This is a genomic window from Dryocola sp. LX212, assembly GCA_041504365.1.
In the GTDB taxonomy this organism is placed as follows: Bacteria; Pseudomonadota; Gammaproteobacteria; order Enterobacterales; family Enterobacteriaceae; genus Dryocola.
Genome location: CP167917.1, coordinates 1,923,350 through 1,947,571, shown reverse-complemented (window position 1 = coordinate 1,947,571; position 24,222 = coordinate 1,923,350). Strand labels below are relative to the sequence as shown.

Sequence of the window (24,222 nt, the reverse complement as noted above, 5' to 3'; positions counted from 1 at the left end):
CTCAGGCGGCCTTAGGCTGCTTTTCATAGAGGAATCGCAGCACCTGCTGGCGCAGAAGGTGGTAGCGTCCGTCCTCCGCAAGGGCAACCCGGTTGCGTGGTCGAGGCAAGTCAACGTGCAGCGTCTCGCCAACCGTAGCCGCCGGGCCGTTGGTCATCATCAGCACGCGGTCAGAGAGCAGCACGGCTTCGTCCACGTCGTGCGTTATCAGTACGATGGTCGTTTGCAGCTCCTGCTGGATGTGCATCACCGTATCCTGGAGATGCGCCCGGGTCAGCGCGTCCAGCGCGCCGAAAGGCTCATCCATCAGCAGAACCTTCGGCTTCATGGCCAGCGCCCGCGCGATGCCCACCCGCTGCTTCATGCCGCCGGAAATCTCCCCGGGATGTTTGTTTATCGCGTGGCCCATCTGCACGCGTTCCAGGTTGTGCACGATCCACTCCCGGCGTTCGACACGGCTCATGGTGCGGCTGAAAACCTTGTCCACCGCCAGCTCAACGTTCTCAAAACAGGTCATCCACGGCAGCAGAGAGTGGTTCTGAAAGACCACTGCGCGATCCGGGCCCGGGCCTGCTATCTCCCGGTTGTCGCACAGCAGCCCGCCTTCGGAAGGCAGCGTAATGCCCGCAATCAGATTAAGCAGCGTGGACTTGCCGCACCCGGAGTGGCCGATAAGGCTGATGGTTTCCCCCTCATGGATATCGAAACTGACGTTGCTTAAGGCCAGAAACTCACCGCTGGCGGTGGAGAAACGCTGGCTGACGTTCTGCAGCTGAATGATTTTTTTCATGGTTATCCCCTTATTTTTCCTGCCAGCTGAAGCGGCGGGCGAGCCACATCAGCCCCTGCTCAAGCAGCAGCCCCACCACGCCGATGATGACAATCGCAATCAGGATGTTTTCGACGTTGAGGTTGTTCCACTCGTTCCAGATCCAGAAGCCGATCCCCAGCCCGCCTGTGAGCATTTCCGCCGCCACGATCACCAGCCAGGCGATGCCGATGGAGAGCCGGACGCCGGTCAGCACGGCGGGCAGGACCGCAGGGAATAAGATGCGGCGCATCACCGTCCACTCGGAAAGCTGCAGCACGCGCGCCACGTTGTGATAATCCTCCGGGATGCGCTTTACCCCTTCGGCGGTGTTGATGATCATCGGCCAGATCGAACAGATAAAAATGGTCCAGCCCGAGGCCGGCTCGGCCTTCTGGAACAGCAGCAGGCCGATAGGCAGCCAGGCCAGCGGGCTGACCGGCCGCAGCAGGGCGATGACCGGGTTGAACATTCTGCCCATAAAGGTGAAACGGCCAATCAGAAAGCCTGCCGGGATCCCGACCAGCGCAGCCAGGCCAAAGCCCACCGCCACGCGCTGCAACGAGGCGAGCACGTTCCAGCCGATGCCCATATCGTTAGGCCCGGCGTCATAAAACGGATCGGCAAACAGGGTAATGGCCGAGTCCAGCGTGCTCAGAGGCGTGGGGAAACCTTTGCTGGTGACGGCGGCAATTTGCCAGCCGACCAGCAGCAGCACCATGCCCAGCCCTGCCGGGATCAGCCGTTCCAGCAGGCTCTGGCTGGTCTGCCGCCATCGCGGTTTACGTCGGCGAACCGTTACCGGCGGCAGGATAATCACTTCCGCCACCGGCGGCGCTGCGTCTTGCTCTGCTGTTTTTTGGGCCTGTGGATTCATCATATTTCCCCTCAACGTTTTATGGCGAAGCTTGCTGCGTAGGCGGCAGGGTTGCTGCCGTCCCATTGGCTGCCGTCCATCAGCGTGCTGGCGCGCATCGTGCTGGCAGGCACGGCTACGTTGCCTGCGGCCGCGGCGGCCTGCCGGTAAATATCAAGACGATTGATGCGCGTGGCGACGGCTAAATAATCAGGATCGCTATCCAGCAGCCCCCAGCGGCGGTGCTGGGTCAGGAACCACATGCCATCCGAGAGCCACGGATAGTTCACCTCGCCGTCACGGAAAAACTGCATGCCGTGGTCGTCGTGCCATTTTTTACCCAGCCCATTGTCGTATTCGCCGAGCATGCGCGGGGTGAGGTAGCCGACTTTAGTATTCAGGTAAGCTCGCCCGGCAAGCACGCTGGCGGTTTCGCGGCGGTTTGCCTCACTGGCATCTATCCAGCGGGAAGCCTCAAGCACGGATGCCACCAGCGCGCGGGCGGTATTGGGATTCTGGTCAGCCCATGCGCTGCGCGTGCCCAGAATCTTTTCGGGATGATCGGCCCAGATGGACTGGGAGGTTGCCGCCGTAAAGCCGATGCCGTCGTTGATGGCCCGCTGGTTCCAGGGTTCACCCACGCAGTAGCCGCTCATATTGCCGATACGCATGTTCATCACCATCTGCGGCGGCGGGACGACCACGGTGCGAACGTCGTTGAACGGATGGATCCCGGCGGCGGCCAGCCAGTAATAGAGCCACATGGCGTGGGTCCCCGACGGGAACGTGTGAGCGAAGGTGAAAGTACCGGGCGCGTTGGCGGCAATCAGCTTTTTCAGGCTCGCGGCATCGGAGACGCCTTGCTTCGTCAGCTCCATGGCAAGCGTAATGGCCTGGCCGTTGTTATTGAGCGTCATCAGGTTCGCCATCGCCTGCTGTTTGCCCGCGATGCCCAGCTCAAGGCCGTAAATCAGGCCGTACAGAACGTGGGCCGCATCCAGCTCGCCGGAGACCAGCTTGTCGCGCACCGCCGCCCAGCTCGCCTCTTTGCTCGGTACAATCGTTATGCCGTGTTTTTTATCGAAGCCCTTAACCGAGGCCATCACGATGGAGGCGCAGTCTGTTAGCGGGATAAAACCAACCTTCACCGTTTCCTGCTCCGGCCCGTCGCTGCCCGCTGCCCATGCGGCATTCATCAGGCCAGGCAGTAAATAAGCCCCGCCCAGCGCGGCGCCTGCCTGTAAGAATCGTCGGCGGGAAAGCGTTGTTGCGTTAACACCCATCTGCCTGCTCCTGAAAAAAAGTAAAAAAAAAGCGCCCGTCAGTGTGGGAATACACTGAAGGACGCCTTTGTCCGGCCAGGCCCGCCCCGCCGTTGGGGAAGCCTGAGAAAACCATATTGTTAAAGGAGTAATGCAACCCGCGTGCCAGCTTATAAACGCGATAATTCGGCATTATGATGCTTCACGCGAGTCAAAACGCACCAGGAAAATGCATCAAATGCCCACTCTCTGTGCAGCTACTCCTTTGGGGGTAATGTCCAGATGTCTGCCACGGCTACCATCGCGCCAGCCACTTCAACCATGCGCTTATTCTGATTCATCGCCATTTTACGTAGCGCCTGCCAGGCCTGCTCTTCGCTGTAGCCCTGATGGCGGATCAGCAGCCCTTTCGCCTTTTCGATAACCTTGCGTTCAGCGAGCGTCGTCTCCAGCGAGGCGAGCCTGCGGGCCATAGACTCAAGCTGCTGCGCCTGCTGGCGGACAAGCACCAGCAGATGGCGGTCGAGATAATGCTCGCCTGGCCGGAACTCTTTCACTCCCGCGATGAAATTCGCCATCACGTCGTCGCTGATATCCGGCTCTTTAAGCGCCTGCCCCAGCGCGCGCTGTGCCTGAGCCAGAACGTTGTGGATTAGCATTTCTTCTATGTCCCTCAGCGCATCAATGCGGGCTGTCAGCAGCGTGAACCAGCGTGAAACAAGCGCTGACGCATCCTCTGCGCGGTTAAGCCTCGTGCAGGCCTGTCGCCTGAGCTGCTCCATTTCCCGGCAGGGTTCGGCGCAGCGACGATACCGTTCGCGCAGCGGCTCGTCCGCCATGCTGTAGAAGGTGTCAAAACAGTGCTGCTGGCCGTCGATTCTGTCCACCAGCTGCTGGCGCAGCGATTCGTCAAATTCGCCCCGGATGAGGCCGAGCGCGCCAATTGCCCTCTCCTGCCCTGCAAGCTCCTTGCCCTGCATAAAGCTGAATAAGGTGGCCAGCGCCTGCGCCACGCCCGGTTCGTCCACCACGTTGCTGGTTTGCGGGACGATGCACAGTAAATGCCTCAGCGTGGTGTTGAACTGCTCCATGGCGTCGAAAGGGTCAATTTGCCGGCTGGCGATTCGCTCGCGCAGCGCCGCAAGCTGCTCAAGCGAGTACAGCGCGCAGGCGAGGCTGGCGACCAGCCCGCTGCCGGGAAGATATTCCGGCTGCAGCAGGCTCTGCTGAAAGCAGGCAATTTGCTGGTCAACTTCCCGCGCATAAACGAGACGTACTTCGCCAAACTGACGTCCCCCAGAACACAGCCAGATATTGGAGGCTCCGCGTTCACGCTGTAGCATATGGACCAGCTTCGCGATCCGCCCGGTAAGCTGCCCTATTTGCAGCAGATCCTGGAGCTGTGCGCGCTCCCGTGCCTTAGCAACAAGCAGAAAGTCGTGGGCAGTGGGATTCATAAACGCTCCTGAAGGATCTTTGCCGCTGATATCCTTTAGCGAAGCAAAAGTCGTGCCTTAAGGAGAAAAGGAGAGAGAAATGCAGAAAATTGTGATTATCGCCAACGGGGCCGCCTACGGCAGCGAGTCTTTGTTCAACAGCCTGCGGCTGGCTATTGCCCTGTGCGACCAGCCGCAGGCACCCGAGCTTAAGTTGTTTTTAATGTCCGATGCCGTCACCGCCGGCCTGCGGGGCCAGAGGCCCGCCGAGGGGTATAACATCCAGCAGATGCTGGAGATCCTTACCGCGCAGAACGTGCCGGTGAAATTGTGTAAAACCTGCGCCGACGGGCGGGGCATCACCAGCCTCCCGCTGGCGGACGGCGTGGCTATCGGCACGCTGGTGGAGCTGGCCGATTGGACGCTGCAGGCCGATAAAGTTTTGACCTTTTAACTCAGGTGGCGGCAAATCCCGACTCAAAGCTGCCGCCTTCCTGCTCCGGTTTCCGGAGCCAGTCGCGAACCTGATTGACCAGTTCATCCATGCAGTCGTCGTGCATGCCGCGATTTTTAAGCTCCTGTTCAAGGGAGAAAAGATACTGGGCGTTGGTGCCCAGCGGGCCGCTGGCGGCGGCGATAAGCGGGGCGATGATTTGGGCGCGGGTATCGGCTTCATACAGCGGGTGACGGGGATCCATAATAAATACCAGCGCGTTGACGGTGCGGCCATCGTCCAGCACCAGCCGGCACCAGGTCGGCAGATAGCAGCCGGTGATCATTTCACGTTTCCAGACCAGCGTCAGCTCTTCTTCCAGAATCGCTTCCGGTAGACGATACGCCAGGCCGGTGGTTCGGCCCCCCTCTTTCAGCGCCAGCATTCTACCCGGCTGGCAGACGGTGCCTCGCCCGACCGTCAGGCGCAGGCAGAAGGCGCGATGCCAGCCGACCAGCGTGCCGGGCGCTGACTCTTCGAATTCGAACGCCGGGTTCCACATTAAGGAGCCGTAGCCAAAAATCCATACCGGGCTCTGGTCTGGACGACAGGCAAGCGTTGCGGCAAGGGATGCCAAGCGCTGCTCCGGGGTCCACAGCAGCGATTCCTCTATGGAACCGAAAGCCGTTTTACAATCCGCTTTCATTAAGAAATCACGCGTTAACACCCTACACCTCCACCACCGCATACTTCCCTGTGACTACGTCAGATACGCCTTCCCGGCTTTATTTACTGCTCACTTATAAAGCAGTATTTTATTGACGATATGCAATTAGCGAGTCGCTGGCAAGTTTGATGACGATCACAAAATAATAAAAATGTCATCAAAACCTGCCAGGCTGTGGGAGGGGGTGGGGAAAGTGAAGCAAAAACATTCAATTATGCAGCGCTACTTTTTCCTGTGCCATTTCTCGTCGTCGCCCTTTTCATACTGATACTTCACGGCGGCCCAGGCGACTTTGTGGGCCGTCTCTTCGCGGCTGGCGTCACCCTTACGGTCTTCTTTATCTTTGTATTCGTCCCAGGCGCTGTTAAACGCCTCTTTATAAATAGCCTGCGCATGGGCAGGCAGCACGTTTTGCACGCTGTCCGGAAGGTCACTTTTGCTTTTGTATGGCATAGGTTCGTCTCCTGTTTGGGTAATACTTAAGTCTGAAACAGACGAGACCAGGACGCCAGCTTTTGGAGAATTTCTGTAAGTGACAACTTTTATCATCATGTTTTAAAATGGTTATTATTAAATAAGTATTACTTATACCCAATTCAGATGATTAACATGCTAAACCCGTAAAACTAGGTAAACTTTTCCGAATTGTTGCGGTTTTTTGCTATGGTTATACCGTCAAAAACTATGACTATAATGAAGAAATTGCATAACACCTGCGTAAATGGAGTAGCAGAATGACTAAAACAGCACACGAGGCGGTTAAAACCCGCCATAAGGAGAGTTCTCTCATTTTCCCGATTCTGGCGCTGGCCGTACTGGCAGTGTGGGGGTCCGGCCAGTCGTTGCCAGTGGTGATAGGCATCAATATTCTTGCGCTGGTAGGTATTTTAAGCAGCGCCTTTAGCGTCGTCCGCCATGCCGATGTGCTGGCCCACCGCCTGGGAGAACCTTACGGCTCCTTAATTCTTAGCCTTTCCGTCGTTATCCTTGAAGTCAGCTTAATTTCCGCCTTAATGGCAACGGGCGATGCCGCACCGACGCTGATGCGCGACACGCTCTACTCCATCATTATGATTGTTACCGGTGGCCTGGTGGGTTTCTCCCTGCTGCTGGGCGGTCGAAAATTCGCAACCCAGTACATGAATCTCTTCGGCATCAAACAATACCTGATAGCGCTGTTCCCGTTGGCGGTGATTGTGCTGGTGTTCCCGACAGCCCTGCCGGAAGGCAATTTCAGTACCGGACAAGCGCTGATGGTGGCGGCTATCTCTGCGGCCATGTACGGCGTGTTTCTGCTTATCCAGACCAAAACGCACCAGAGCCTGTTTGTCTACGAGCATGAAGATGAGGCCGACGACGATGACCCGCAACACGGCAAACCGTCGGCGCACAGCAGCACCTGGCATTCCTCCTGGCTGATTGTGCATCTGGTTGCGGTTATCGCCGTCACCAAGATGAACGCAGGCCCGCTGGAATCGCTGTTGGGTACGCTCAATGCTCCGGCGCAGTTCACCGGCTTCCTGGTCGCGCTGCTGATCCTCTCCCCGGAAGGTCTGGGCGCCCTGCGGGCGGTCCTGAACAATCAGGTACAACGCGCAATGAATCTGTTCTTCGGCTCGGTGCTGGCCACGATTTCCCTGACGGTGCCGGCGGTAACGCTGATCGCAATGCTGACGGGGAACGACCTGATCTTTGGTCTCGGCAAACCGGAAGTCGTGGTGATGCTGACCTCGCTGGTGCTGTGCCAGATCTCGTTTTCGACGGGGCGCACCAACGTCCTCAACGGTACGGCTCATCTTGCGCTGTTCGCTGCTTATCTGATGACGATATTTGCCTGATTTTGCCCCGGACATAAAAAAGCCCTTATCGCGAGATAAGGGCTTTTTTACTTTGGCATTGTCGGATGACGCTCCGCTTATCAGACCTACGAAAGTCTGTAGGGTGGATAAGCGTCAGCGTCATCCACCAACGAAAGCAATTTAGTGGCTGGTATCCAGCGGCTCGAAGCCTTTCACCAGATCGTCAATCGCTTTGATCTGCTTGAGGAACGGCTCGAGCTTCGCCAGTGGCAGCGCGGATGGGCCGTCGCAGCGGGCGTTGTCCGGGTCCGGATGCGCTTCGATGAACAAACCTGCCAGGCCCGTTGCCATACCCGCGCGCGCCAGCTCGGTAACCTGAGCTCGACGACCGCTGGACGCCGCGCCAAACGGGTCACGGCACTGCAGCGCGTGGGTAACGTCGAAGATAACCGGGGAACCTTTAGAAACCTGCTTCATTACGCTGAAGCCCAGCATGTCGACGACCAGGTTGTCGTAACCGAAGTTAGCGCCACGATCGCAGAGAATAATCTGGTCGTTGCCGCCCTCCTCGAATTTATCGACGATGTTGCCCATCTGGCCCGGGCTTACGAACTGCGGTTTCTTCACGTTAATGACCGCGCCGGTTTTCGCCATGGCTTCGACCAGGTCAGTCTGGCGAGCCAGGAACGCCGGCAGCTGGATAACGTCTACCACGTCAGCCACAGGCTGCGCCTGACTTGCTTCGTGCACGTCAGTAATGATTTTAACGCCGAAGGTTTGCTTCAGCTCCTGGAAAATCTTCATTCCCTCTTCCAGGCCCGGGCCACGGTAAGAGTGAATGGATGAACGGTTTGCTTTATCGAACGAGGCTTTGAACACGTAAGGGATACCCAGTTTCTGGGTCACGGTCACGTAGTGCTCGCAGATGCGCATCGCAAGATCCCGCGACTCCAGCACGTTCATGCCGCCGAACAGCACAAATGGCAGGTCGTTTGCGACCTTGATATCGCCAATCTTAACCACTTTTTGTTCCATCTTTATCTCGCCTTGTTGGGAAACATGTAAAAACTTAGCATCAGTGCAGGGTAATCTGCTTATGCGAAATCGAGTTAATTTGTGCCTTGATCATTTCGCTGACCGGGTCTTCAGGGCACTGCTCAACGAAATAGCTGAGATCGCTGAGCGCCACATGTTCGCAGTCGAGCTGCGCGTAAATCAGGCCGCGATCCCGGATTTCGTACGGATCTTCCGGGTTGAACTGCAGCAGGGCTTCACTTGCACGAAGCGCCAGCTCCATCTGCCGCTCTTCCATCAGGGCGGATTTCAGCGTGTCTAGCAGCTTTCGGATCACCTCGGCATTGTCGGACTCATCGAGGTCTTCTTCAAACAGCTCCGCGCCCGGGCTGATGTTGCCCTTCAGCCATACTTCCAGCGTATGCTCGTCCAGGGTATCGCCGTTGAACGGGTTGATCAGCCACATTTCGCCGTCCAGCCAGTCGCCGCGCAGAATCAGCTGCGTCGGGAAGATAACCGGCATCAACGGGATATCCAGGCTTTCGGCGATCCACAGCAGAATGGCTCCCAGCGAAACCGCGCTGCCGCGACGGTTCTTTAAGACCTGATCGAGCCACAGCACGTCTGAAAGACGGTAAACGCCGCCCGCATCTTTGAAACCCCATTCGCCATAAAACAGCTCCAGCAGCTTCTCCAGCTGGAGGTCCGCATCATCTGCCTCACAGATATCTTCACGGGCCTGGCGGACCAGCTGATCCAGCTGCGCACGCACTTCCGCAACGGGAAAATCATCACGAATTACCTGCGAAACTAAAATCATACCTTCACATAACGGCGCCTGATTGAATTCAAAATCGGCTAACGGACTCATACAAACCCCAATAACGGTATTTTTGTGGTGGCGAGTTTAACGATGATGTAGAGCACCACCAGGGCCAGCAGGAAGGCAATCCACCGTAACTGCTGGCTGCGCGGGCGTCGGCCCAGCACGATAAAACCCAAAGCGATGTAAATGATAACGCCAAACAGTTTCTCAGTCAGCCACGCCCCCTGTGGGGTGAACGGATAAAAGTGCGTCACCATCACCAGTGCGATACCGCTGCCCAACAATAGAGTGTCGTTGATATGCGGCACGATGCGCACCCAGCGCCTGCCGGACATCGGGCTTTCGCGGTACTGCCACCAGTAGCGTAGTACAAACAGGCTCACCGAAATGATGACCGTTAAAATATGCAAATGCTTGAGCGCAAAGTAAGTTGCCATCAAAAGCGTTCCTTATCTTAAAAATAGCGTCCCAGTGTCAGGCGGTCGTTGCCGCCGTAGTCCTGACAGGTCTCAACCTCAGCGAAACCCGCGGCATGGAACAGTTGCCGTACCTGCTGCGCCTGCTGCCAGCCATGCTCCAGCAGCAGCCAGCCACCGGGTTCAAGATGCTGTCGGGACGACGTAATCAGCGTGTGTAAATCCGCTAGCCCGTGATTATCGGCAACCAGCGCGCTGAGCGGCTCAAAACGCACATCGCCCTGCGCAAGATGCGGATCTTCGCGGTCGATATAGGGCGGATTGCTGACAATAATCGAAAAACGCTGGCCATTGAGCACACTAAACCAGTCGCTTTGCAAGACCCTGATATTGGTAATGCCAAGACGATCGGCATTCTCGCGAGCAAGCTCAACGGCTTCGGGAATGAGATCCATTGCGGTAACGGAACAGTCAGGGCGTTCGCTGGCGAGAGCAAGGGCAATCGCCCCCGTCCCCGTACCGAGATCGAGCACGGCACAAGGCTCAACGGGCATGCGGGCCAGGGCCTGCTCAACCAGACATTCGGTATCCGGGCGGGGAATAAGCGTGACGGGGGAAACTCGCAGGGGCAGCGACCAGAACTCTCGCTCCCCTACCAGATGCGCGACAGGCTCGCCTCGTACACGACGTGACAGCAGTTCATCGAGCTGCTGTTCCTGCGCTGTCGTAAGCACCGTCTCACCAAAGGCCAGAATGAACGTGCGGGCTTTTCCAGTGATGAATCCCAGCAAAATCTCCGCGTCGCGGCGCGGACTTTCACTTTCAGTAAGCTGGGCTATAGCCTGGTTAAGCCAGTGCTGAAAATCCATTAATCCTGCTCGGAGAGCGCCGCCAGCTGGTCGGCCTGGTATTCCTGCACGATAGGCTCAATCAGCCCGTCGATTTTCCCTTCCATCACTTCGTCCAGGCGGTAGAGCGTAACGTTGATGCGGTGATCGGTCACGCGGCCCTGCGGGAAGTTGTAGGTGCGGTTGCGGTCGGAACGGTCGCCGCTGCCCAGCAGGTTACGGCGCGTGGACGCCTCTTCCTGCTGACGTTTGGCCATTTCCGCCGCGCGGATACGCGAGCCGAGCACGGAGAGCGCCTTCGCTTTGTTTTTATGCTGGGAACGTTCGTCCTGGCATTCAACCACGATGCCGGTCGGCAGGTGGGTAATACGGATAGCGGAGTCGGTGGTGTTAACGTGCTGACCGCCCGCGCCCGAAGAGCGGAAGGTATCGATTCGCAGATCGCCCGGGTTGATATCCGGCAGCTCTGCTTCCGGGATTTCCGGCATCACGGCAACGGTACAGGCGGAGGTATGAATACGCCCCTGCGATTCCGTGGCCGGAACGCGCTGTACGCGATGGCCGCCGGACTCAAACTTCAGGCGGCCGTAAACGCCCTCGCCGCTGATCTTAGCGATCACTTCTTTATAGCCGCCGTGCTCACCTTCGTTGGCGCTCATGATTTCCACCTTCCAGCGGCGGGATTCCGCGTAGCGGCTGTACATGCGGAATAAATCACCGGCGAACAGCGCGGCTTCGTCACCGCCGGTCCCGGCGCGAACTTCCACGAACGCGTTACGTTCGTCATCCGGATCTTTTGGCAGCAGCAGGACCTGCAACTGCTGCTCTAACTCTTCGCTGGCACTTTTCGCCTCGTTGAGCTCTTCCTGCGCCATTTCGCGCATTTCCGGGTCGTCGAGCATGCTCTGTGCGGTTTCAATATCTTCCTGCACCTGGCGCCATTGCAGGAAACAACGCGAGACATCGCTCAGCTGAGCGTATTCACGGGAAAGCGCGCGAAAGCGGTCCTGATCGGCGATGGTGGTTGCGTCTCCGAGCAGGGCCTGAACTTCTTCATGGCGCTCCTGCAAGGCTTCCAGTTTGGCAACAATAGAAGGCTTCATGGGCGGTGTATCACCTTGTAATAAGAGTTGTTGTGCTAATCCAGCCCGAGGCTGTTACGAAGGATCTGCAGGCGTTCGTCATCCCCGTCACGGGCAGCCTGCGCAAGTGATTTGGTTGGTGCGTGGATCAGGCGATTGGTTAACTTCCATGCCAGATCCTGAAGTACGGCTTCGGCGTCGGCACCCTGAGAGAGCGCGGCAAGCGCCTTGCCGGCCAGATCGTCGCGAATCAGCTCCGCCTGGCTGCGGTAATCGCGGATGGTCTCGGTTGCGCTCTGTGCGCGCAGCCAGGCCATAAATTCACTGCATTCCTGCTCGACGATAGTTTCCGCTTCCACCGCCGCGGCTTTGCGCTGGGCAAGGTTGCTCTGAATAATCGCCTGCAGGTCGTCAACGCTGTACAGATAGGCGTTGGCAAGCTTGCCTACCTCCGGCTCCACGTCGCGCGGCACAGCGATATCCACCAGCAGCATCGGCTGGTTACGCCGCGCTTTCAGGGCGCGTTCAACCATGCCTTTACCGATGATCGGCAGCGGGCTGGCGGTGGAACTGATGATGATGTCGGCGTCGCGCAGGCGTTCGTCGATATCGCTCAGGCTGATGACTTCTGCCCCCACTTCATCGGCAAGCAGCTGTGCCCGCTCACGGGTACGGTTAGCGATAACCATCTTCTTCACGTTGTGCTCGCGCAGATGCCGGGCAACCAGCTCAATAGTTTCGCCCGCGCCGACCAGCAGCACGGTAACCGTTGAGAGCGATTCGAAGATTTGGCGGGCCAGCGTACAGGCTGCAAACGCTACGGATACGGCGCTGGCACCGATTTCGGTTTCGGTACGCACGCGTTTAGCAACGGAAAAGGATTTCTGGAACATACGTTCCAGCTCGCTGGAGAGCGAGTGGCCTTTTTGTGAATCGGCAAACGCCTTTTTCACCTGGCCTAAGATTTGCGGCTCGCCTAGCACCAGCGAATCCAGCCCGCTGGCCACGCGCATCAGATGGCTGACGGCGTGATTATCGTGGTGCCAGTACAAGCTTTTACGCACTTCCTCTTCGTTGAGGCTGTGGTAATCACAAAGCCAGCGCACCAGCTGTTCGTGGAGGTTATCCTGCTCTTCAACGCTCAGGTAAAGCTCGGTCCGGTTACAGGTAGACAGCACGACGCCGCCCTGTACGCTCGGCTGTTCAAGCAGGCTACCTAATGCCTGGTCGAGCGTGTCCGGCGAAAACGTGACGCGTTCTCGCAGCGATACGGGAGCAGTTTTGTGGTTGATGCCTAGCGCTAACAGGGTCATTGAGCGGTCTGAGTAATACCGATGTTGATAAGGATTTCTGCGCGCATCATACAGGATGCGCCCCCTCAATAAAAGAGAGCCATCCCTTGCGGCTAGCAGGCCATTTTTTGATTTAGGATAACATGACCATAGACGCCCCGGCTGTGCGCCGCTAGCATGAACGGTTAACTACAATAACGATTTATAAGGATTCATTGCGCTATGTTAATGCCAAAAGCCCGTCTGATGCGCCTTCTGCCCCTCGCAAGCCTGGTTCTGGCGGGGTGCGCGCTCAACCAACCTACCGGTCCTGGCAAAAGCCCGGATTCGCCGCAGTGGTTACAACACCAGCAACAAGTGCAAAAAATCACCCAGTATCAGACCCGCGGCGCTTTCGCCTATCTTTCTGATAGCCAAAAAGTTTACGCGCGCTTTAACTGGCAGCAAGCCGCGGCGGACAGATACCGCCTGCTGCTGACCAACCCATTAGGCAGCACCGAGCTTGAGCTGAATGCCAAACCGGGCGAGGTACAGTTAACCGACCGCAACGGCAAGCATTACGTTGCCGACGACGCCGAAGAGATGATTGGCAAGCTGACCGGGATGCCAATCCCGCTTAACAGCCTGCGCCAGTGGATGCTTGGCCTGCCGGGCGAAGCGACAGACTATAAGCTGGACAGCCAGTATCGCCTGAGCGAAGTCAACTACACTCAGGACGGCAAAACCTGGAAAGTGGTTTATAAAGACTACGACGATAAAGTACAGCCGTCCCTGCCGTCGAATATGGAACTGCGCGAAGGCGACCAGCGCATCAAGCTGAAAATGGATAACTGGACCGTTAAATAATGCAGACCCGCTGGCCGTCCCCGGCAAAACTGAATCTTTTCCTGTATATCACCGGCTGTCGTGAAGACGGCTACCATAATTTGCAGACGCTGTTTCAGTTTCTTGATTATGGCGACACCATTCTCATCGAGCCGCGTAGCGACGGGGTAATAAACCTGCTGACGCAGATAGAAGGCGTTCCGGACAAAGAGAATCTGATCGTCCGCGCAGCCCGTCTGTTACAAAAGGAAGCCTTTCGTCTGGGCGCGCTGCCCGACGGGGCCGGCGCTGATTTAGGTGTTGTAAAACGCCTGCCGATGGGCGGAGGACTGGGTGGAGGGTCTTCCAATGCGGCGACGGTTCTGGTGGCGCTTAACTATTTGTGGCAAACCGGTTTGAGCGAAGACCAGCTTGCTGAGCTGGGCATCTCGCTTGGGGCGGACGTCCCGGTGTTTGTGCGGGGTCACGCAGCCTTTGCTGAGGGCGTCGGGGAGAAGCTGACCCCCGTTAATCCCGAAGAAAAATGGTATCTGGTGGCCCACCCCGGCGTAAGCATTCCGACCCCCGTTATCTTTAAAGATCCTGAGCTGCCGAGAAACACCCCGAGACGCTCCGTCGAAACGTTACTAAAATGTGAATTTAGTAATGATTGTGAGCTTATCGCAAGAAAACGATTTCGTAAGGTTGATGAGCTGCTTTCCTGGCTGTTAGAATACGCGCCGTCGCGCCTGACTGGCACCGGCGCTTGTGTGTTTGCTGAATTTAACACCGAGTCCGCAGCCCGCCAGGTGCTTGAGCAAGCCCCGGAATGGCTGCACGGGTTTGTTGCGCGAGGCGTCAATCTCTCCCCGCTGCACCAGGCCATATCCGGGCAAGCTGAGTATTGGTGACAACGTCACCTCGTTTCAGACGTTGCATCAAGCTCTTTATACACCGCCTGGATGGGTGTTGCCCCACCCTTACCTGCCGCATCGTTGCGGTAGCATCCATCCGCCACTGGACGCATGCCTGAGGTTTTCTCGTGCCTGATATGAAGCTTTTTGCTGGTAACGCCACCCCGGAACTAGCACAACGTATTGCCAACCGCCTGTACACCTCTCTTGGTGACGCCGCCGTCGGTCGTTTTAGCGACGGTGAAGTAAGCGTACAAATCAACGAAAATGTACGCGGTGGTGATATTTTCATCATCCAGTCCACCTGTGCTCCCACCAATGACAACCTGATGGAACTCGTTGTTATGGTCGACGCCCTGCGCCGCGCCTCTGCAGGTCGTATCACCGCTGTTATCCCTTACTTTGGTTACGCTCGTCAGGACCGCCGCGTGCGTTCTGCTCGTGTGCCAATCACGGCAAAGGTAGTAGCTGACTTCCTTTCAAGTGTTGGGGTTGACCGTGTTCTTACCGTGGACCTGCACGCAGAACAGATTCAGGGCTTCTTCGATGTGCCGGTAGACAACGTCTTCGGTAGCCCAATCCTGCTGGAAGATATGCTGCAGATTGGCCTGGAAAACCCAATCGTGGTTTCTCCGGACATCGGTGGCGTAGTGCGTGCCCGCGCGATCGCTAAGCTACTGAACGATACCGACATGGCTATCATCGACAAACGTCGTCCACGCGCTAACGTCTCTCAGGTTATGCACATCATCGGTGATGTGAGCGGCCGTGACTGCGTGCTGGTTGACGATATGATCGATACCGGCGGTACCCTGTGCAAAGCAGCGGAAGCACTGAAAGAGCGTGGTGCGAAACGCGTATTCGCTTATGCCACTCACCCAATCTTCTCCGGCAACGCGGTTCACAACCTGCGTAACTCAGTCATTGATGAAGTGATTGTCTGCGATACCATCCCGCTGTCTGATGAAATCAAAGCGTTGCCTAACGTCCGCACCCTGACCCTGTCCGGTATGCTGGCCGAAGCTATCCGCCGTATCAGTAACGAAGAATCAATCTCTGCGATGTTCGAACACTAATCGGACCCGCTAAAAAAACCCGCTCCGGCGGGTTTTTTCGTTTTACCGGCCCCTATTGTTAAGCACAGCCTCCTTCACCTGCCTTTATGACAGATGATGCGCTCACGGATGAATTAAGTGAAAAACGTATCTTCTCGAGTTTTGCCTTTCCGCGCCCTGATTGACGCCTGCTGGCGCGACAAATATACCCTTTCCCGTTTTACCCGCGACGCCATCGCCGGTATCACCGTTGGGATCATCGCTATCCCGTTAGCCATGGCGCTCGCTATCGGCAGCGGCGTGGCCCCGCAGTATGGCCTCTACACGGCAGCCGTCGCCGGGATTGTCATTGCGCTCAGCGGTGGCTCCCGCTTCAGCGTCTCAGGCCCAACCGCCGCCTTTGTGGTTATCCTCTATCCCGTCGCCCAGCAGTTCGGTTTAGCGGGCCTACTTGTTGCCACGCTAATGTCCGGGGTTTTCCTGATCCTCTTCGGGCTGGCACGGTTTGGCCGCCTGATAGAATACATTCCGCTGCCGGTGACCCTCGGCTTCACGTCGGGGATTGGCATCACCATTGCCACGATGCAGATCAAGGATTTCTTCGGGCTGCAGCTTGAGCACGTGCCGGAACACTACCTGAATAAAGTCGCCGCGCTGGCGATGGCTATGCCAACCCTGAATGTTGCCGACGCCGCGATTGGCATCGTGACACTTGCCGTTTTGATCCTCTGGCCGCGCCTGGGCATTCGCCTGCCGGGCCACCTGCCCGCGCTGCTGGCGGGCTGCACCGTGATGGGCGTTATGCATCTTGCTGGATGGGACGTGGCGACTATCGGCTCCCGCTTCCATTACCTGCTGGCAGACGGCACCCAGGGCAACGGCATTCCGCAGCTGCTGCCGCAGCTGATGCTGCCGTGGAATATTCCGCACTCCAGCTTTACGCTGAGCTGGGATTCACTGACCGCCCTGCTTCCCGCCGCCTTTTCAATGGCGATGCTCGGGGCCATTGAGTCCCTGCTGTGCGCCGTCGTGCTGGACGGGATGACGGATACCAGGCATAACGCTAACGGCGAGCTTATCGGCCAGGGGCTGGGTAACCTGATCGCACCGTTCTTTGGTGGGATCACCGCTACTGCTGCTATTGCGCGTTCTGCGGCTAACGTCCGCGCGGGCGCGACGTCTCCCATTGCCGCCATCATCCATTCGCTGCTGGTGATCATGGCGCTGCTGGTGCTCGCCCCCTTGCTGTCATGGCTGCCGCTGTCGGCTATGGCCGCGCTGCTGCTGATCGTAGCGTGGAACATGAGCGAAGCGCACAAGGTTGTGGATTTGCTCAGGCGCGCACCGAAAGATGACATCATCGTCATGCTAATGTGCCTGTCGCTGACCGTACTGTTTGATATGGTTGTCGCTATCAGCGTTGGGATTGTTCTGGCTTCGCTGCTATTTATGCGCCGTATTGCCCGTTTGACCAGGCTGGCTCCGCTGAATATCACCGCGCCGCAAGGCGTGCTGGCGCTGAGGGTTACCGGACCGCTGTTCTTTGCCGCCGCAGAAGGGCTGTTCAGCCAGCTGGCCCAGCGGGTTGAGCAAAACCATCTTATTATTCTGCAGTGGGATGCCGTGCCGGTACTGGATGCGGGCGGGCTGGATGCTTTTATGCGCTTTGTGACAAAGCTGCCGGAGGGCTGCGAACTACGGGTAACGAATCTTGAATTCCAGCCGCTGAAAACGCTGGCTCGCGCGGGGGTAAAACCAATCCCCGGCAGGTTAACCTTCTTCCCTGACGTACAGGCCGCGCTGGAGGAATGACACAAAAAAGCTCAGCAATTTAGCTGAGCTTTTTTTAATTCCGCTTAATACTTAACTGTGGCGATGCTGCTCGTCGCGGCGGCAGCGTTTGTCATAATGGCGTATCCACCAGTAGCGGTCGCAGACCTGTTCACGTCCGCCCGCTCGCGCGCCGGCAAGCCAGAGCACCGCGCCGACAAAGATGCTAAGCACTGCTCCGTGGGCGAATATCTGTGGTAAATTAAACTGAGGCAGCTGGTTCAGAATGGAGTAACCAACGCCACCCACCATGACGAACAACCCCAACCCCATGAGAATATTACCGAGTAACGAAGCGTTTCTGCGTTTCATGTGTCACCTCCGGATGGTTCCTGGGTCGGCGGGGAATATCCCCTCTCCTTGTGTGTAAAGTATAGACAACACTGCCGCTTGCTATATGCGATGGCGATCGCAATTACGAATGAAATTATGACAAAAGTTTACAAATAAGCTGCTGAATTGCATGAGATTCTAATTGTTCAGTCGTTGAACTATTCATTAATTGAGCCAGCTGCGCATTGCGCTTTGTCATCGCGGCGGCGGCGCAGTAAACTACGCGGCTTGAGTCTGCTTTCAGGAAAGAAAACGTGAGTATTAAATTGATTGTCGGCCTGGCCAATCCGGGTGCGGAATACGCGGCAACCCGCCACAACGCCGGGGCCTGGTATGTTGATCTGCTGGCCGAACGCCACAACCAGTCGCTGAAAGAAGAAGCGAAGTTTTTTGGCTATACCGCGCGCATTAACCTGGCCGGTGAGGACGTTCGCCTGCTGGTGCCGACCACGTTTATGAACCTGAGCGGCAAAGCGGTCAGCGCGATGGCAACTTTCTTCCGCATCGCGCCGGACGAAATTCTCGTTGCCCACGACGAACTGGATCTGCCGCCTGGCGTGGCAAAATTTAAGCTCGGTGGCGGCCACGGCGGCCATAACGGCCTGAAAGACATCATTAACAAACTGGGCAATAACCCGAACTTTCACCGCTTACGGGTGGGAATTGGCCATCCGGGCGATAAAAACAAAGTTGTCGGCTTTGTACTGGGCAAGCCGCCGGCCAGCGAGCAGAAGCTTATTGATGACGCGGTAGACGAAGCGGCACGCTGCACGGAAGTCTGGCTGAAAGAAGGCCTGACGAAGGCGACCAACCGCCTGCACGCTTTTAAAGCTCAGTAAGGCCGCGCGCCCCGGGCCGCGCCATTTCCACGCACCTTTAAAACAGTTTAGGTGTATAATAGGCAAAGTTATTTCCATTTTTTCATTGAGTTAACATTAACTCATTGATATCAAAGCTATTAAGGTGATTTAAACCATGGGATTCAAATGCGGTATCGTCGGCTTGCCGAACGTCGGTAAATCCACCCTGTTCAACGCGCTCACCAAGGCGGGAATTGAAGCAGCAAACTTCCCGTTCTGTACCATTGAGCCGAACACCGGCGTGGTGCCGATGCCGGACCCTCGCCTGGACAAGCTGGCCGAAATCGTAAAACCTCAGCGTATCCTGCCTACCACCATGGAATTCGTTGATATCGCCGGCCTGGTGAAAGGCGCGTCTAAAGGTGAAGGCCTGGGCAACCAGTTCCTGACCAACATCCGTGAAACCGAAGCTATCGGCCACGTGGTGCGCTGCTTTGAGAATGACAACATTATTCACGTGAACAACAAGGTTGACCCTGCTGACGACATCGAGGTTATCAACACCGAGCTGGCCCTGTCCGACCTGGATACCTGTGAACGCGCTATGCACCGCATTCAGAAGAAAGCTAAGGGCGGCGATAAAGACGCGAAAGCCGAACTGGCCGCGCTGGAAAAATGCCTGCCGCAGCTGGAAAACGCCGGTATGCTGCGCGCGCTGAACCTGAGCGAAGAAGACAAAGCGGCAATCAAATACCTGAGCTTCCTGACGCTGAAGCCAACCATGTACATCGCCAACGTCAATGAAGACGGCTACGAGAACAACCCGTACCTGGACAAAGTGCGTGAAATCGCGGCAGCCGAAGGCTCCGTGGTTGTGGCGGTTTGCGCCGCGGTTGAGTCTGATATCGCCGAGCTGGACGACGCCGACCGTGACGAGTTCATGGCCGAAATGGGCCTGGAAGAGCCGGGCCTCAACCGCGTTATCCGCGCCGGTTACGAACTGCTGAACCTGCAAACCTATTTCACCGCTGGCGTAAAAGAAGTTCGCGCATGGACAATTCCTGTTGGGGCTACCGCGCCGCAGGCAGCAGGTAAGATCCATACCGACTTCGAAAAAGGGTTTATCCGCGCACAAACCATCGCCTACGAAGACTTTATCACCTACAAAGGTGAGCAAGGCGCGAAGGAAGCAGGCAAGATGCGAGCGGAAGGCAAAGACTACATCGTGAAAGATGGCGACGTGATGAACTTCCTGTTCAACGTTTAATCATCTTTCTCGTCATGAAAAATCCACGCTCAGGCGTGGATTTTTTTATGGCTGAAAAGCTAATTTCGCCAGAAGCACCGGAATGGCATAAACTGATCTGCCTGAGTAAACTCCAACGACAAAAGGCAGGCCAACAGCATGTCCGAAAATAACTATCAGCCACCGAAAGTGTGGACCTGGAACAAATCCGAAGCCGGGCAGTTTTCCAATATCAACCGTCCGGTCGCCGGGCCAACGCATGAAAAAACGCTGCCGATCGGCAAACATCCGCTGCAGCTCTATTCCCTGGGTACGCCAAACGGTCAGAAGGTCACTATTCTGCTTGAAGAGCTGCTGGCGCTCGGCGTCAGCGGAGCGGAATATGACGCGCACTTAATTCGTATTGGCGAAGGCGATCAGTTTTCCAGCGGATTTGTGGAAGTGAACCCTAACTCGAAAATTCCGGCGCTGGTTGATAACTCGGCCACCCCGCCGGTTCGCGTCTTCGAGTCCGGTTCGATTCTGTTCTATCTGGCCGAGAAGTTCGGACACTTCCTCCCAAAAGACGCTGCCGCCCGCGCCGAGACGCTGAACTGGCTGTTCTGGCTGCAGGGCTCCGCGCCTTATCTGGGCGGCGGTTTCGGCCACTTCTTCCACTACGCGCCGGTGAAAATCGAATACGCCATCAACCGCTTTGCGATGGAAACTAAGCGCCAATTAGACGTGCTGGATCGCCAGCTGGCCGACCACCGCTTTATTGCGGGCGATGAGTATTCCATTGCGGATATGGCAATCTGGCCGTGGTACGGCGCGCTGGCGAAAGGTGGCCTGTATGATTCAGCGGAATTCCTCGACGTCGCCTCTTATAATCACTTCCAGCGCTGGGCAGACGAAGTGGCAAACCGCCCTGCGGTGAAGCGTGGATGCATTGTAAACCGGACATGGGGCGAACCTTCAGAACAGCTGCATGAACGCCACGACGCCTCGGATTTTGAACTGCGTACTCAGGACAAGCTTGCATGATTTAAAAGGGCCTCCTGGCAGAGGCCCTTCATGGGTGGGTGGTGCTTGCACTTATCCCCCTACAAACCCCAAAATCAGCAGGTCGGAAAAGCCGGCGTCATCCGACAAAACAACGGCGCATGGCGTTGAAGCTACTTATTCATTCTCTGCAGCTGGATCTGGTCGGCCTGCTTCGCCTGCTCCGCCAGCGCTTTAAACTGCGGCGGCGTATAAAAGCCGTCCGGCACTTTCAGCCCTTTCATATTGCTGCCTTTGTGGATTTGTAATTCCCCGAGGCTGCTCAATGTCATGCCAGCCACCGTAGCGGGCATCACAAGCCGGTAGCGTTCCCTCTGCTCAAACGGGACTTCCGTCGGCAGGCGGTTTTCGCTCAGATCGTAATTACGGTTCAGCACCAGGAATTTATCCGGCACCCGGCGTTTGCTGTTCCACCAACCGCCGTCCACGTCGCGGAACTCTTTTTGGGTCTCTTCTTTGCTGACGGCCCCTAACTGTATCAGCGCAGCGTGCAGAGCTTTATCCATTGCGCGATCGTAGGCTTCAATGGAACCGGCCTGGCCCTGCAAGATTACATTGATTGCCAGACGCGCGCCGAGCAGGTTGGAGTAGAGATCTTCCGGTGAGAAAGCGGAAATCTCTTCAGAGAAACCCGGGACGGACTGAAAGCCGTACCACTGAGCAACTTCATGCCACTGGGCCATCTGAAATGCCAGATGGCCTGCCAGCCACGCGGCCAGGCTGTAGCGCTCCGCCATCGCGGCAGGTGGGGTAAAAGCATGCAGCTGGATACGTCGCAGGCCAAGTTCTTCGCTGAAGAATATCCGCCGCTCGTGGCCCAGTCGCGCATGGATTTGCGAGAAGAGATAGAGCGTGTTGTCGGCGGTATCACGAACGTGGGCAATATCAATGAAACCGCCGCGGTGAGTGTAGATCAGGCCGCTTTTCTCGTCGCTTAAGCCGACGATATTTTTAACAGCCCCGAACGCGCTGTCGTTGTAATGATGGTGCCCGAGGGTCGATACCGTCAGGACGTTACCAATCTGGTAGATTGGAATAGGTATGCCCATTGCCCGAACGTGCAGGTCATAGCCGAACGCACAGCAAGGGCGCAAGGACTCCGGCGGGGTAATGTTTTCCACTACGGGCCAGGCGCGCCTCGCCTGTTCAATGGGTAAAATATTCGCGACGGGTGGTTGAGCGCCGTAGCTAAAGGTTGCTATGCCAAGCAGCAGTGTGAAAAGCCATACCTGCATTAAAATGCCTCCGCGACCTGGAAGTAAAATCCAGCGCTCTCTTTCCCAAATCCTAAATCAAGACGAATGTTCATGTCCGGTTTCACCTCGAAGCGATAGCCGACGCCCGTTGTCGGCAGCGGCGCGTTATCCAGCAGATCGCCCATGCTGCCTCCCAGCGCGCCCATTCCCAGCCAGAGCACGTAGCCATTTCGCCAGTCGAGTTTTTTGCGGTATTCCAGCTGGGTGCTGACCACGTCTTTATCGCGATAGCGCCCCTGATAGTAGCCCCGCATCCGCTTGTCGTCCCCGAGTTCAGACAGGCGATCCCACGGCACATCGCCACGGGAAAAACGTCCCCAGAGGTCGAACGCCAGTACGTCCTCCTCGTTCAGGGGATGGTAATAATTATATTGCAGCTGCAGAACGGTAAAGTGAGTATCCGAGCCAAACGAAGGATCGAAGTTGCTGTATTCGGCGCTGAAAAATTGCCCACGCCGTGGCCGGGTGATGACATCACGCGAATCATAATTAAGCGTTGCCGTTATGCCCGAGCTTTTGGAGTCTTTAACCGCGCCGTAACGGGTGAAGTTATCGCCCGGATGCGTATCTTCCAGCTCAGTTGCATGCATGGTGGAATAGTCCCAGCCCACGCCTGCGTAGAGGTTATCAACGATCTGGCGCATGATCTGCGGATGCACGCTGACGGACTGGTCCGTGTATTTTTGTTCGTTCCCCTGCGCCGCGTCGTAACCGATACCCCAGAATCCCGTTGGGATATTCGCCAGCGAGCCGTCGATAAACATGCGCCATTTGTCGCCGCTGAAGAAAGTGTAAGACTTCATACCCACGCCAAGCGCACCGCTGCTGCTGACAAAGCCTGTGAATGAAATCGATGAGTTTTGCGTGGTTTTATCATTTGGATCGACGCGGTAAACCCCGGCAATCGCCGCGCCGAGGCCAAGTTTTAACTCGGGGGTATAGAACGGGCCGGGCAGCACGCTCCAGTTGATACCTTTGCTGGCATCATATTGATTGTCCGCGCCCAGCTTGCCGAGAAAACCGTCAATCTCCTCGCGGCTAACGCCCCGGGCGCTTTGCGAAATGGACAGCAGGCTCAGCACAGCAAGGAACAACGTTCCATATCTGTTCATCAGAATCGATATTCGCCCGCCACGAAGAAGCTGTTGCGCTCGTTAAAGCCAATTTCGGTCAGTACGTTAAAGTTTTGCGTAATTTCATACTGTGCGCCCAACAGCGTGTTCCACGGCGACGTGAGGTGCTGCTTAACGTCGAAACGGCCCTGATCGTCCTTGTTCACTGTGTTGATCAGCGGCTGAAGCTGCGCGGGCATGTGCAAATCAGACAGGCTGCCTTTGAATTCCTGCTGCACGTCCTGGTACATCGCCCCTACCCAAAGGCTCAGATGCGATGGCCCGGAGATGCCCTGAAGCTCAAAACGATAGCCAACGCGCGGCGAGACGGTCAGCGCTGAGATTTTACCGTCCAGAATATCAAAGTCTGTCCGGGTGTAGTTGGTATCTACCAGGCCGAACCAGTTTTGATAGCCTCCGGCGAGAGTAAAACCGGCCCCGTAGGTCTGGCCTTTGAAATCCAGCTGGAAGTCGATATCTTTCAGGTCGCCGCTTCGATTCAGGTTATGCACGGAGGAAGCGATAATGCGATCGATACCCGTATACAAAGACGGATCGGCATCTACTGAAACGTTAGAAACGGATGAGCCCTTGGTGTAGCCAACCAGGCCGTAGACGTTGAGGAAGGGAAAAACCCACATGTCCAGACGCAGATTCTCCGTTTTGCTGCGCTCGCGGGTGCTGCCGACGTCAATATTGAACATATCGGTCGGGATCGCGTGCGTACCAAGCTTCAGGCCGGAAAAAGTAATGCTGTCAACGTCAACGTTCTGACGCATATTCATGTAGCTAAAATTTACCCCAAACGGCAGTGGTATAGAGTAGCCGCGCGCGCGGGCCTCATCTCCCCAGATTGGAAATGTACTGCTGTCTGAGGTTGATTCTGTGTCAGCCGCCGCCAGCGCATGCCCGGATAACAGCAGCAGCGGCAGTGCAAGCATCCGGTACTGCTGTTTACCCTTAAAAATCGTCTTCATCCGAACCCTCTCAAAACTGCGCCCATGCGGAGGAACAGCCATGCTTTTATATATA

25 protein-coding genes are annotated in these 24,222 nt (G+C 56.6%); 9 read left to right on the top strand and 16 right to left on the bottom strand.

The features are described 5' to 3' along the window. Position 1: 1 nt before the first annotated feature. The 4 genes from ACA108_09405 to ACA108_09390 all read right to left on the bottom strand — a co-directional run bounded on the left by ACA108_09405 (position 2) and on the right by ACA108_09390 (position 4,383). Positions 2 to 790, bottom strand: a complete 789-nt coding sequence (locus ACA108_09405; GenBank protein XEX97684.1) for an ABC transporter ATP-binding protein — start codon at positions 788 to 790, stop codon at positions 2 to 4. 10 nt (positions 791 to 800) lie between these two features. Next, positions 801 to 1,685, bottom strand: coding sequence for a nitrate ABC transporter permease (gene ntrB, locus ACA108_09400; protein ID XEX98066.1), 885 nt, complete (start codon positions 1,683 to 1,685; stop codon positions 801 to 803). An 11-nt stretch (positions 1,686 to 1,696) separates the two neighbouring features. After that, entirely contained in the window at positions 1,697 to 2,947 is a 1,251-nt protein-coding gene (locus ACA108_09395; GenBank protein ID XEX97683.1) for a CmpA/NrtA family ABC transporter substrate-binding protein, read from the bottom strand. Positions 2,948 to 3,183: 236 nt separating this feature from the next. Beyond that, positions 3,184 to 4,383 (bottom strand): nitrate- and nitrite sensing domain-containing protein, encoded by a 1,200-nt coding sequence (locus tag ACA108_09390; protein XEX97682.1) that lies wholly within the window; start codon positions 4,381 to 4,383, stop codon positions 3,184 to 3,186. A gap of 79 nt (positions 4,384 to 4,462) precedes the next feature. Here ACA108_09390 and ACA108_09385 point away from each other — a divergent pair, with 79 nt between their 5' ends. After that, positions 4,463 to 4,816 (top strand): DsrE/DsrF/TusD sulfur relay family protein, encoded by a 354-nt coding sequence (locus tag ACA108_09385; protein ID XEX97681.1) that lies wholly within the window; start codon positions 4,463 to 4,465, stop codon positions 4,814 to 4,816. Between the two features lies 1 nt (position 4,817). On the opposite strand, the gene ACA108_09380 is transcribed toward ACA108_09385, so the two are convergent. Together ACA108_09380 and chaB are read right to left on the bottom strand one after the other, a co-directional pair. Further along, positions 4,818 to 5,522, bottom strand: coding sequence for a gamma-glutamylcyclotransferase (locus ACA108_09380; GenBank protein XEX97680.1), 705 nt, complete (start codon positions 5,520 to 5,522; stop codon positions 4,818 to 4,820). 222 nt (positions 5,523 to 5,744) lie between these two features. After that, on the bottom strand, positions 5,745 to 5,975 hold the full coding sequence (chaB, locus tag ACA108_09375; GenBank protein XEX97679.1) for a putative cation transport regulator ChaB: 231 nt from the start codon (positions 5,973 to 5,975) through the stop codon (positions 5,745 to 5,747). A 281-nt stretch (positions 5,976 to 6,256) separates the two neighbouring features. Between chaB and chaA the strand changes: the two genes are divergently transcribed. After that, positions 6,257 to 7,360 (top strand): sodium-potassium/proton antiporter ChaA, encoded by a 1,104-nt coding sequence (gene chaA / locus ACA108_09370; protein ID XEX97678.1) that lies wholly within the window; start codon positions 6,257 to 6,259, stop codon positions 7,358 to 7,360. 141 nt (positions 7,361 to 7,501) lie between these two features. On the opposite strand, the gene kdsA is transcribed toward chaA, so the two are convergent. Genes kdsA through hemA form a run of 6 tightly spaced genes read right to left on the bottom strand, consistent with a single transcriptional unit; the run spans position 7,502 to position 12,820 of the window. Then, complete coding sequence (kdsA, locus tag ACA108_09365) at positions 7,502 to 8,356, bottom strand: 3-deoxy-8-phosphooctulonate synthase (GenBank protein XEX97677.1); 855 nt, start codon at positions 8,354 to 8,356, stop codon at positions 7,502 to 7,504. A 40-nt stretch (positions 8,357 to 8,396) separates the two neighbouring features. Then, a complete protein-coding gene (gene sirB1, locus ACA108_09360) occupies positions 8,397 to 9,206 on the bottom strand; it encodes an invasion regulator SirB1 (protein ID XEX97676.1) in 810 nt (269 codons plus the stop codon). Beyond that, positions 9,203 to 9,598 (bottom strand): SirB2 family protein, encoded by a 396-nt coding sequence (locus ACA108_09355; GenBank protein XEX97675.1) that lies wholly within the window; start codon positions 9,596 to 9,598, stop codon positions 9,203 to 9,205. Before ACA108_09355 ends, sirB1 begins: the two co-directional genes overlap by 4 nt. Positions 9,599 to 9,615: 17 nt before the next feature. Further along, positions 9,616 to 10,446: a peptide chain release factor N(5)-glutamine methyltransferase gene (prmC, locus tag ACA108_09350; protein XEX97674.1), complete on the bottom strand. Its 831-nt coding sequence runs from the start codon at positions 10,444 to 10,446 to the stop codon at positions 9,616 to 9,618. Further along, positions 10,446 to 11,528 (bottom strand): peptide chain release factor 1, encoded by a 1,083-nt coding sequence (gene prfA, locus ACA108_09345; protein ID XEX97673.1) that lies wholly within the window; start codon positions 11,526 to 11,528, stop codon positions 10,446 to 10,448. Before prfA ends, prmC begins: the two co-directional genes overlap by 1 nt. A 35-nt stretch (positions 11,529 to 11,563) precedes the next feature. Then, a complete protein-coding gene (gene hemA, locus ACA108_09340; GenBank protein ID XEX97672.1) occupies positions 11,564 to 12,820 on the bottom strand; it encodes a glutamyl-tRNA reductase in 1,257 nt (418 codons plus the stop codon). A 201-nt stretch (positions 12,821 to 13,021) separates the two neighbouring features. Here hemA and lolB point away from each other — a divergent pair, with 201 nt between their 5' ends. The 4 genes from lolB (at position 13,022) to dauA (ending at position 17,384) form a co-directional block, all read left to right on the top strand. Next, the gene (lolB, locus tag ACA108_09335) at positions 13,022 to 13,645 is read left to right on the top strand and encodes a lipoprotein insertase outer membrane protein LolB (GenBank protein XEX97671.1); all 624 of its coding nucleotides are present in this window, start codon (positions 13,022 to 13,024) and stop codon (positions 13,643 to 13,645) included. Further along, on the top strand, positions 13,645 to 14,514 hold the full coding sequence (gene ispE / locus ACA108_09330; GenBank protein ID XEX97670.1) for a 4-(cytidine 5'-diphospho)-2-C-methyl-D-erythritol kinase: 870 nt from the start codon (positions 13,645 to 13,647) through the stop codon (positions 14,512 to 14,514). The genes lolB and ispE overlap by 1 nt, the downstream gene beginning before the upstream one ends. Before the next feature lie 131 nt (positions 14,515 to 14,645). Further along, positions 14,646 to 15,593 (top strand): ribose-phosphate diphosphokinase, encoded by a 948-nt coding sequence (prs, locus tag ACA108_09325; GenBank protein ID XEX97669.1) that lies wholly within the window; start codon positions 14,646 to 14,648, stop codon positions 15,591 to 15,593. Between the two features lie 117 nt (positions 15,594 to 15,710). Further along, positions 15,711 to 17,384 (top strand): C4-dicarboxylic acid transporter DauA, encoded by a 1,674-nt coding sequence (gene dauA / locus ACA108_09320; GenBank protein XEX97668.1) that lies wholly within the window; start codon positions 15,711 to 15,713, stop codon positions 17,382 to 17,384. 51 nt (positions 17,385 to 17,435) lie between these two features. Here dauA and ychH read toward each other — a convergent pair whose 3' ends face one another. After that, entirely contained in the window at positions 17,436 to 17,714 is a 279-nt protein-coding gene (gene ychH / locus ACA108_09315; GenBank protein ID XEX97667.1) for a stress-induced protein YchH, read from the bottom strand. Between the two features lie 275 nt (positions 17,715 to 17,989). Here ychH and pth point away from each other — a divergent pair, with 275 nt between their 5' ends. From pth to yghU, 3 genes are all read left to right on the top strand, one after another. Then, entirely contained in the window at positions 17,990 to 18,574 is a 585-nt protein-coding gene (gene pth, locus ACA108_09310; GenBank protein ID XEX97666.1) for an aminoacyl-tRNA hydrolase, read from the top strand. Positions 18,575 to 18,710: 136 nt separating this feature from the next. Beyond that, the gene (gene ychF, locus ACA108_09305; GenBank protein XEX97665.1) at positions 18,711 to 19,802 is read left to right on the top strand and encodes a redox-regulated ATPase YchF; all 1,092 of its coding nucleotides are present in this window, start codon (positions 18,711 to 18,713) and stop codon (positions 19,800 to 19,802) included. A gap of 138 nt (positions 19,803 to 19,940) precedes the next feature. Then, complete coding sequence (gene yghU, locus ACA108_09300) at positions 19,941 to 20,804, top strand: glutathione-dependent disulfide-bond oxidoreductase (protein XEX97664.1); 864 nt, start codon at positions 19,941 to 19,943, stop codon at positions 20,802 to 20,804. Positions 20,805 to 20,935: 131 nt separating this feature from the next. On the opposite strand, the gene ACA108_09295 is transcribed toward yghU, so the two are convergent. Genes ACA108_09295 through ACA108_09285 form a run of 3 tightly spaced genes read right to left on the bottom strand, consistent with a single transcriptional unit; the run spans position 20,936 to position 24,167 of the window. Then, positions 20,936 to 22,057, bottom strand: a complete 1,122-nt coding sequence (locus tag ACA108_09295) for a DUF4056 domain-containing protein (protein XEX97663.1) — start codon at positions 22,055 to 22,057, stop codon at positions 20,936 to 20,938. Next, entirely contained in the window at positions 22,057 to 23,190 is a 1,134-nt protein-coding gene (locus ACA108_09290; GenBank protein ID XEX97662.1) for a BamA/TamA family outer membrane protein, read from the bottom strand. Before ACA108_09290 ends, ACA108_09295 begins: the two co-directional genes overlap by 1 nt. Beyond that, on the bottom strand, positions 23,190 to 24,167 hold the full coding sequence (locus ACA108_09285; protein ID XEX97661.1) for a hypothetical protein: 978 nt from the start codon (positions 24,165 to 24,167) through the stop codon (positions 23,190 to 23,192). The genes ACA108_09290 and ACA108_09285 overlap by 1 nt, the downstream gene beginning before the upstream one ends. Positions 24,168 to 24,222 lie beyond the last annotated feature (55 nt).